Raw genomic sequence first — 8,765 nt, 5'->3', positions numbered from 1 at the left:
TTAAAAAAGGTATTTTATGAATTCTAAAAAAGAAATTGGAAAGATAATAAGAGAAAGAAGAAAAAGTTTAAAATTAGAAATCGAAGATCTTAAAGATTATAGTGATATTACATGCTCAACAATTTCTAATATAGAAAATGGAAAAGCTAACCCTACGATAAAAACATTACAAAAGATTCTTGATCCTTTAGGCTTAGAAATTAATATAAATATAAAAGAGAAATAAGGAATCTTATGCAAAAAGGAAGAGTATATAGAAATAATATTTATGCTGGATTGTTAGGTAAAATATCTGATAAAGAGTACATCTTTCAATATGATAAAGAATATTTAGATAAAGATGATGCCAAAGCAATAAGTTTAAACTTCCCTTTGCAAGAGAAAGAATTTAAATCAAATCATATGCTTGCATTTTTCTTCAATTTATATTAAAAGTTATAAAGAGAGATTAAAAATGTTTTTTTATGGCTATTCAGAAGAAATTTAATATACTACTAAAAATAAGAAAATCAGTTTTATATTTTTTGACATCAAGTAAAAAGCATACTTCTAGTTTTCGTATATATCTTAAAATTGATAAATCATTTAACTTTTCTATCTGCCTGAAAACAGATTATTATCAAAAAAAATTTAAATGATGATAGATGATAGATATTTTGAAGACGATGAAACTTTTCTTGAACTTCCATATGAATTAAAACATCTTCTTAAAATTAAAGTATTAACTTATTCAAATTCAACAACTATTGGCTCAGTAGCCTCTTTTTCAACAAACCTTACATATTTACCTTCAAAGCCAACATGAGCAGTTCCTGTTTTACCATCTCTATTTTTTAAAATTATGATTTCAGCTGCTTCTTGTGCTTTTTCATACATAGATACATTGTTTTCTTTATTCTGTTTATAATAAGATTCTCTATATAAACCAAGAACAATATCTGCATCTTCTTCGATATTTCCAGAGTTCTTTAAATCACTTAATTTAGGTCTTTTATTTTCTCTAGTTTCAAGAGCTCTATTTAATTGTTGAAGTAAAAAGACTCTTATATTATAATCTCTAGCAATTTTCTTTAACATTGCCGAAATCTGCCCTATTTCTATATCTTCTCTTGTTTTACCTAGTAATTGAATTTTACCTGTATGATCAACAAAGATATTCTTTATATTTGGATTTTTTCGTAATACTGCTTTTATTCTACTTTGTAATTCTGTAAGAGTTGGATATGATTTATCATGAATAATTAAATCATCTGTTCCAAAAAATCCTGTTGCTTCTTCAAATCTATTTCTATTTTTAACTAAACCTTTTTTTAAATCGTTTAAACTTTCTTCAGCTCTAGTTGCTATTAATCTTGTCATAATCTTTTTAGCTGGCATCTCTAATGATTCAATTAGTACGCCTTTTTTATCTTCTATAGATTGTATTGCTAATGTAGTGTCAAGTGCAAAGGTAAAATACACCAGTAGTGCAAAGTAAAAGTGCACCACTTTATTAATAGAAATAAATACAATAAACTCTAAATAAAATATTTGGAGTTGGTATGATTGATAAAGAGGAATTTACCGTGATACATACTTTACATAAAAGAGGATATAGTATAAGAGCTATATCAAAAATAGTTGGATTGAATAGAAGAACAGTTTCAAAACGATTAAAAGAAAATGAATTAAAATCTTATAAAAATATTCAGTATAAATCAAAATTAGATCCATATAAAGAATATATAATTTCCAGAGTACAACAAGCTTTACCAGATAATATTCCATCAAGTGTAATATATGAAGAGATAAAGAAATATGGATATGATGGAAAAGTGAGAATATTACAAACATTTTTAAGTTCATTAAAAATAGATTCAGCTCCAGAAGAAGTAATAAGATTTGAGACAAAGCCATCTTATCAAGCACAAGTTGATTGGACATTTATAAGAACAGGGAAAAATCCTGTATATGGCTTTGTTATGGTATTAGGATTTAGTAGAATGGCATTTGTATATTTTACAGATAATATGAGACAAGAGACTTGGCAAGATTGCCATGTTAAAGCATTTGAATACTTTGGTGGAGTTCCACAAACACTTCTCTATGATAATTTAAAATCAGTAGTAATACAAAGAGATAAATATGGGAAAAATCAACATGGATTTAATAATGATTTTTTAGAGTTTGCAAAAGATAATTTTATTCCAAAATTATGTAAAGTTTATCGTGCACAAACTAAAGGAAAAGTGGAAAGATTTAATCTATATTTAAAACGTAACTTCTATGTACCACTAAAAGCTGCTTTAAAAGGTAGTCAAATACAAATAGATTGTGATTTACTAAATAATAAAATATTTAGTTGGTTAGAAATGGCAAACTCAAGAATCCATGATACAACAAAGAAAAAGCCAATTGATCTGTTTAAAGAAGAGAAACATTTGTTACAGCCATTTTACTCAAGTGTAAAAGAAGTAAAAAATAAACAAGAAGATAATCATATAACTAACAGTATAAATTTAGAGAAACTAAATATAGATATAAAATATCATACAACAATTTCAGATTATGAAAAAGTGTTAGGAGTCTCGTATGCTACTGCATGAATCAATTAATGAATATTGTTCAAAGTTTAAACTTCCTGGTATTTTAGAACAGTATCAACACTTAGCAGATACAGCTTCAAAAGAGAAAATGTCTTATAGTGAATATCTACATAAATTATTAGAGTTTGAAAATATAGGAAGAGAACAAAGAAGTAAAGATATGCTTTTAAAAATAGCAGGGTTGCCTAAAATAAAAACAATTGATAGCTTTGATTATAAATCTTCATCAGTTGACAAAACACTAATAAATGAGCTTTTAACTTTTAGATTTATAGATGAATTTAAAAATATTTTACTATTTGGTCCAAGCGGAGTTGGAAAAACACATTTGGCAAGTGCAATAGCATATGCAGCAACACAGAAGAGAATAAAAACAAAGTTTATATCTGCGAGTGATTTAATCATACAACTTGAAAGTGCCCATTCTCAAAATAAACTTGATAACTATTTTAAAAGAGTTATAGGTACTCCAAAACTTTTAGTTATTGATGAATTTGGATATGTAAAATTTAATGAAGAGCAAGCTAATTTATTTTTCCAAATAATTAATAAGAAATATGAATTAGGATCAATAATAATTACATCAAATTTATCATTTACAAAATGGAAGGAGGTACTCAATAATGATGAAGCATTAACAACAGCAATTTTAGATAGATTAATTCATCACTCACATTTAATAAATGTAACTGGTGAAAGCTATAGATTAAAGCAAAAAAGAGAAGCAGGATTATTAAATATTTCTGTTAAATAGTGTTACAAAGTGGTGCACTTTTGCACTGCATATTGGTGCATTTTTGGATTGCACTTGACATGTAGAAATTATACTTGATTTACCCATTGATGGTCTTGCTGCAATTACAATTAAATCCCCATCTTCAAAGGCTCCAATAACTTTATCTAATGCTTTTAATCCTGATGATTGTCCTAAAACTTTCGAACCATTTTCAGCAGCTAATTCCATATCTTTTAAAACAACTGAGATTAAATCTTTTGAAGTTAATGAATCATTAGTATTATGGTTCTCTATATTCTCAATTTCTTGTTGTAAAGTATATAAAACATCATCACTTTTACTATTTTGTTCTATATATCTAGGAATTCTCTTTGATAAATTCTGAATTTTTCTTATTTTAGAATCTTCTTTTATTTCAAAACAATATGCTTCAACATTTGTAATAGGATTTACACTTAAAAGATCAATTAAATCTGTATCAGTAAAAGAGTACCCTACTCCTCTTTTTCTTATAAACTCTTCATCTATTGGCATATCTTCACTATGAAGTTCAATCATGATTTTATATATATCTTGATGTACTTTTGAATAGAAATCTTCTACTTCTAGTATCTTAGATACTGTATATATTTCCTCATATCTAAATATAATAGAGCTTAAAACTGTTTTCTCAATACTTAATGAATGTACTATATCCAATGTTTCACCTTTATATAAAAAGTATTCGCTTTAGAACGAATACTTTATTAACTATCTTCTTTACTATTTTCTTCTATATAAATTTTTAATTGTTCAAATGTTAGAAGAGACTTCGACTTTTCTATTTCAGCAAGAGGATCATTCAAGTTTTGAATGAAAAGCCTATATTTTGAATTTCCACTTTCATCTTCTTCTTTAATATCAGTGATCATATATTTAAATACTTCTCTATCTCCAAATTCATTTTTCTTTTTAATAGTAAATATTTTATTTATATACTCTTTTGTAGGATCATCTTTAACTATTTTTCCAACAAGATCTCTATTTTTATATAAATGTCTCCAAATTATTAAACTATCTTCTTTTTTAAGTGCTGCTCCACTTGTAGTATTTATAAGATAACCAGTTTCATCTTGAACAGAAATAATATCTTCTTTATCATATCCTGGTAAATTATTCACTAATTGCTTTCCAAGATATTGTTTAATTACTTGTTCTTTAAATTTCTTAAAGTCTTTTACAGTTAAAAGCCTTTGAACTTCATCTACTTCAACATCTATAGAAGATGATTCAATAAATTCTTTTTTAAATAATGCTTTCAATGTCTCAGCAAGACCTATATCATTATCTTTAACAATATTAGTAAAGTTATTAGTTAAAGCTTCTTTTAGTGATATTATATATTTCTCTGTATCAACACTATCTAAAATATAAAACTTATCTAAATACTCACACTCTTTTCCTATTAAATATCCATACTTATTTTTATTAGAATTGTTTTCTAAAATTAAATCACTCTTTATTCTTTTTACGTGGAATATTATATATTCCACTTTAGGCCCTACTCTCTCCTCTGTATAGGAGATATATAAAGTATTTGAACTTTCATTTATTTCTTCTAAGATAACTTCTAAAACATCTGTTCTAAAGTTTGTGTATCTTGAATATTTATTCTTTAAATCTAAAATATCTTTTATCGTTTCAATTTTTAGTTTGATTACATTTAGTGATTGAGATTTGATATATTCATAAAATTTTATTGTATGTTTGAATTTAAAGTTAACAATATCAATTAAATCATACATAAAAAAGTTTTTCTTAAGATTTATCAGATATTCATCCATATCTTTATTAAAATTTATAAGTACTTTCTTTGTATATTTCTCAAATTTGAAGTCATTTCTAATTAGCCCTACTTCTCTAATAGATTCACCTTCATCAAATGTTATATATATGTTTGCAAGTCTTCTGAGTGTCTTACGTGTTTCACTATACAAGTGTTTCTCATTTATATTTAATGCTTTAATTTCATCAGTAGTAATTTCATAGAAATCTTTGAATAATGATTCCTTACTATCAACTTTCGAAATTATAAGTTTAAAGATTTTAAGATCATTAACACTAAAGGCCGAAACATCACCTTTAATGAATTTATTTAACTGAACAACTTTTCTATTTTTTAGTAATTTTTTTTGTTCTTCGTTGAATAATTGTTTTTTTGTAGGCCTGATTGTTTTATCCACTAGTTTTCCATTAAATATAATTTAATTAATATTAACTATTTAATCCTTAAATTTCTCATATATTATGTCATTTAACGGATTAGTTCTCAAATTTTATGTCATTACTAATGATTTCTTACCTTTTATTCTAAGCTCAATACAACTTATACTTTTTTACCTATTAAGAAAATATATACAAATCTCTTAAAGTTCTCAATTTATATGTTAATTGATTTAATCAATCTTATTGTGTTGGTTTTACTAAATAAACCTGTTAGTTCTCATTTTATATGTTATAACATCCATTTTGAGAAATTTAATTCCCTCTGTCAGTTTTTTTTCTAATTTTATATGCTCAATAATCATAATAATATAGAAAGCCTAGTTAATACTAATGTATAAATACTTTTTTCTCATTTTATATGTTATGGCATGTATTCTGAGAAAGTTTACTTCTATATATAATATTTTTTCTTGTTTTATATGTTCTATAATACAAAACGTTTATATAATCATGTATACACTAATAAAAGTTCTCATCTTATATGTTATGACATGTTTTTTGAGAAAGTTTGCTTCTTTCTGTAGTATTTTTTCTCGTTTTATATGTTCTATAATACAAAACGCTTAATTAAGGATATATATCTTGATCTATCTGTTATAAGTTCTCATCTTATATGTTATGACATGTTTTTTGAGAAAGTTTGCTTCTTTCTGTAGTATTTTTTCTCGTTTTATATGTTCTATAATACAAAACGCTTAATTAAGCATATATATATCTTGATCTATTTGTTAAAAGTTCTCATCTTATATGTTATGACACGTATTTTGAGAAAGTTTGCTTCTTTCTATAGTATTTTTTCTCGTTTTATATGTTCTATAATACAAAATGCTTATTTAGAAGTTTATATCTTATACTATTTATTGATAGTTCTCATTATAGATGTTATAGCATATGATATGCGATGTAGTGTTTCTCGTATTATAAGTTATGACATCTATATTGAGATTCAATCTTTCTCAATACTTAAGTAAGCAATGATCTTCAAGAGTCGAGTATATAAGGTCTAGAGAGTTTCATATAAAGCTTTATAAAAAGCTTTATAAAAATATAATAAACTCTCTAAAGAGAGAGTTTATTTTTTTAGTTTATTTTCTATTTGAGAATAAATTTTCTCTATTTCTTTTAATTTTTGATCTACAAATAGTTTATCATCATTTTTTAAAGTTAAATATTTTTGTTTTGTAATAGATTTAACTTTCTTATTAACTGAATTAAATAAAACAGTTGAAGAATCTATATCTTTAGTACTTGAAGAACTTTTTAATTTATCTAATATTTTGCGTAAATCGTTTGCTGAAACTTTTTTATGTTTTAACATTTCTAAAATTTTAATAATTTCATCATCAGTTGTTAATTTAGATTTAATCACTTTTGCTTGAGTATAACTAATAAGATCATCAACTAATGCCTGTTTAATTAAAGGATTTAGTTTTAATACAGATAATCTATCTACAAAAGTAATGATATCAAATCGCCCTATTTTCTCAAATACTTTGCTTACTTGTGTAAGAAGATTTTTTTCAATGTCATTTAATGTAGTTTTTCCAGCTTGAAAGTTTTTAATTTTATTTATAAACACTTTAACTTTTTCAATACTTTCAAAACCGCAAGCAAGTTGGATATGCTCTAAAATAGATAGAGTTTCATCATATACATTTAAATCTTCTCTATTTAAGTTCTCACTTGATCTCATAAATCTAGCAAGTTCATCAGAGACATTTTCTAAGATAATAGCAGGAACTGTAGTAATATCATTTAACTTAATAGCTTTTATTCTATTTTCTCCATGAATTCTCTCTAATACACCATTCTTATTTCGAAGCATTACAGGATTTAATAGTCCAGTGCCTAAAATACCAGTGTTCTCTTTTGCTAAATTGGAAATATTTTCTGCAAGTTCAAGTAGTTTTGTTTTAGAATAGGAAATTCTATTATGCATTAAAATATCATTTTCTAATGTTAATTCTTTAATTCTTGAGATTTGTACTAGTGTTATTTCTGTTGAGTTCTTTAAAATGCTTTCTTGTTCATTTTTTAATTGTTCAATAGTATTATCAATTGTAGTAGTTCTTTGTGGTTTCTTCTTTGCCATCTTTATAATCCTTTTTAGAAACTAACTAATTAGTTAATTCTTTTGCAATATTATCAATCTTTAAAATCAGGTCTTGATTTTGTGACCTATGAAAATCCATTATGTAAGGAGCTAAAAATAGTTTAAAACTAGGTGCTTCTTGAATACATGCTTTTTGAGGAAAAGGATCCATAACTTTACATGATAAGTTTCTTAAATTTTTAGTTTCATGAAGTAAATTTGGGATTCTTTTTATTTCTGTAAGAGTTTCTTTTGCATCTGTAACTCTTTTATCAAACATATTAGGAATTAAAACTATTTTAGAAAGATCTTTTAAATTTTCAGTTATATAAATTTTATCTAATGTTCTAAAAAAACCTACCATACCATCTGTATCAACATTTTTAGTTGGAATAGGGATTAGAATAGCTTTTGCAGCTTTAAGTATTGATGTTGTAATAATTCCGAATGAAGGAGGGGAGTCTATTACAATTCTATCATATTTAGTTTTTAATGAATCTATAAATTTATATAAAAGTTGAATCTTATTCTCTCTTGTAAAGTCATCAGATTCAGTTGCAGATAATAATTGATAATTAGAAGGATAAAAATCGATTTCCAACTCTTCTTCTAAATAATGAGGTTGTAACATTTTCCCTTTATTAGGATTTACTAAATGTTTTGTAGTTTTTACTACAATTGGTTCAACATCAGTATCTCTAAAAATATTTGTAATATTACTAACATCATATTCTATTGAACCATTATCTTCAGTTTGTGAAAATGCTCCATAAGAGTATCCGAAAAATGCTCCAGTTAACGTAGATTGAGGATCTAAATCTACTAGAACAGTTTTATAACCTTGATTTGCAAATGAATATGCAAGAGCTTGAGAGAAGGTTGATTTACCAACTCCTCCTTTTTGAACTGTAACTCCATATACTTCACCTAATACATCTTTGCTCATAGTTTTCCTTTATTCGTTCTAGAACGAGTAATTCTTATTATGCATTTTAGCATAATAACAAAATCATATCAAGTATTATATGACTATTGTAAAAAGTATTTGAATAAAAGTATTCGTTCTGGAACGAATACTTTTATATTA

The 8,765-nt window shown here is 25.2% G+C and carries 9 protein-coding genes; 4 read left to right on the top strand and 5 right to left on the bottom strand.

Annotation, left to right across the window (positions count from 1 at the left end; all coding sequences use genetic code 11):
• Window positions 1-16 precede the first annotated feature (16 nt).
• Both GBG18_RS14350 and GBG18_RS14345 read left to right on the top strand, forming a co-directional pair.
• Window positions 17-226: a helix-turn-helix domain-containing protein gene (locus GBG18_RS14350; protein WP_152192180.1), complete on the top strand. Its 210-nt coding sequence runs from the start codon at window positions 17-19 to the stop codon at window positions 224-226.
• 8 nt (window positions 227-234) lie between these two features.
• Window positions 235-432 carry a HipA N-terminal domain-containing protein gene (locus GBG18_RS14345; protein WP_152192178.1) on the top strand — a complete coding sequence of 66 codons (198 nt, stop codon included), beginning with the start codon at window positions 235-237 and terminating at the stop codon, window positions 430-432.
• A 294-nt stretch (window positions 433-726) separates the two neighbouring features.
• Here the strand turns inward: GBG18_RS14345 and GBG18_RS14340 are convergent, their stop codons facing one another.
• The gene (locus GBG18_RS14340) at window positions 727-1,461 is read right to left on the bottom strand and encodes a DnaB-like helicase C-terminal domain-containing protein (protein WP_193311168.1); all 735 of its coding nucleotides are present in this window, start codon (window positions 1,459-1,461) and stop codon (window positions 727-729) included.
• 80 nt (window positions 1,462-1,541) lie between these two features.
• Between GBG18_RS14340 and istA the strand changes: the two genes are divergently transcribed.
• Window positions 1,542-2,585: an IS21 family transposase gene (istA, locus tag GBG18_RS14335; protein ID WP_122893688.1), complete on the top strand. Its 1,044-nt coding sequence runs from the start codon at window positions 1,542-1,544 to the stop codon at window positions 2,583-2,585.
• A complete protein-coding gene (gene istB / locus GBG18_RS14330; protein WP_152192175.1) occupies window positions 2,572-3,339 on the top strand; it encodes an IS21-like element helper ATPase IstB in 768 nt (255 codons plus the stop codon). Before istA ends, istB begins: the two co-directional genes overlap by 14 nt.
• Here istB and GBG18_RS14325 read toward each other — a convergent pair.
• The 4 genes from GBG18_RS14325 to GBG18_RS14310 all read right to left on the bottom strand — a co-directional run bounded on the left by GBG18_RS14325 (window position 3,319) and on the right by GBG18_RS14310 (window position 8,624).
• On the bottom strand, window positions 3,319-4,020 hold the full coding sequence (locus tag GBG18_RS14325) for a DnaB-like helicase N-terminal domain-containing protein (RefSeq protein WP_152192173.1): 702 nt from the start codon (window positions 4,018-4,020) through the stop codon (window positions 3,319-3,321). The two genes, istB and GBG18_RS14325, sit on opposite strands and share 21 nt — an antisense overlap.
• 47 nt (window positions 4,021-4,067) lie before the next feature.
• A complete protein-coding gene (locus GBG18_RS14320) occupies window positions 4,068-5,543 on the bottom strand; it encodes a replication initiation protein (protein WP_193311167.1) in 1,476 nt (491 codons plus the stop codon).
• 1,115 nt (window positions 5,544-6,658) lie between these two features.
• The gene (locus GBG18_RS14315) at window positions 6,659-7,678 is read right to left on the bottom strand and encodes a ParB/RepB/Spo0J family partition protein (RefSeq protein WP_152192170.1); all 1,020 of its coding nucleotides are present in this window, start codon (window positions 7,676-7,678) and stop codon (window positions 6,659-6,661) included.
• A gap of 25 nt (window positions 7,679-7,703) precedes the next feature.
• Window positions 7,704-8,624, bottom strand: coding sequence for a ParA family protein (locus tag GBG18_RS14310; RefSeq protein ID WP_152192168.1), 921 nt, complete (start codon window positions 8,622-8,624; stop codon window positions 7,704-7,706).
• Window positions 8,625-8,765 lie beyond the last annotated feature (141 nt).

Origin of the sequence: Poseidonibacter ostreae, from assembly GCF_009208075.1 — a bacterium.
GTDB lineage: Bacteria > Campylobacterota > Campylobacteria > Campylobacterales > Arcobacteraceae > Poseidonibacter > Poseidonibacter ostreae.
The sequence above is the reverse complement of the archived record's forward strand: the minus strand, read 5'-3'. Positions and strand labels throughout refer to the sequence as shown.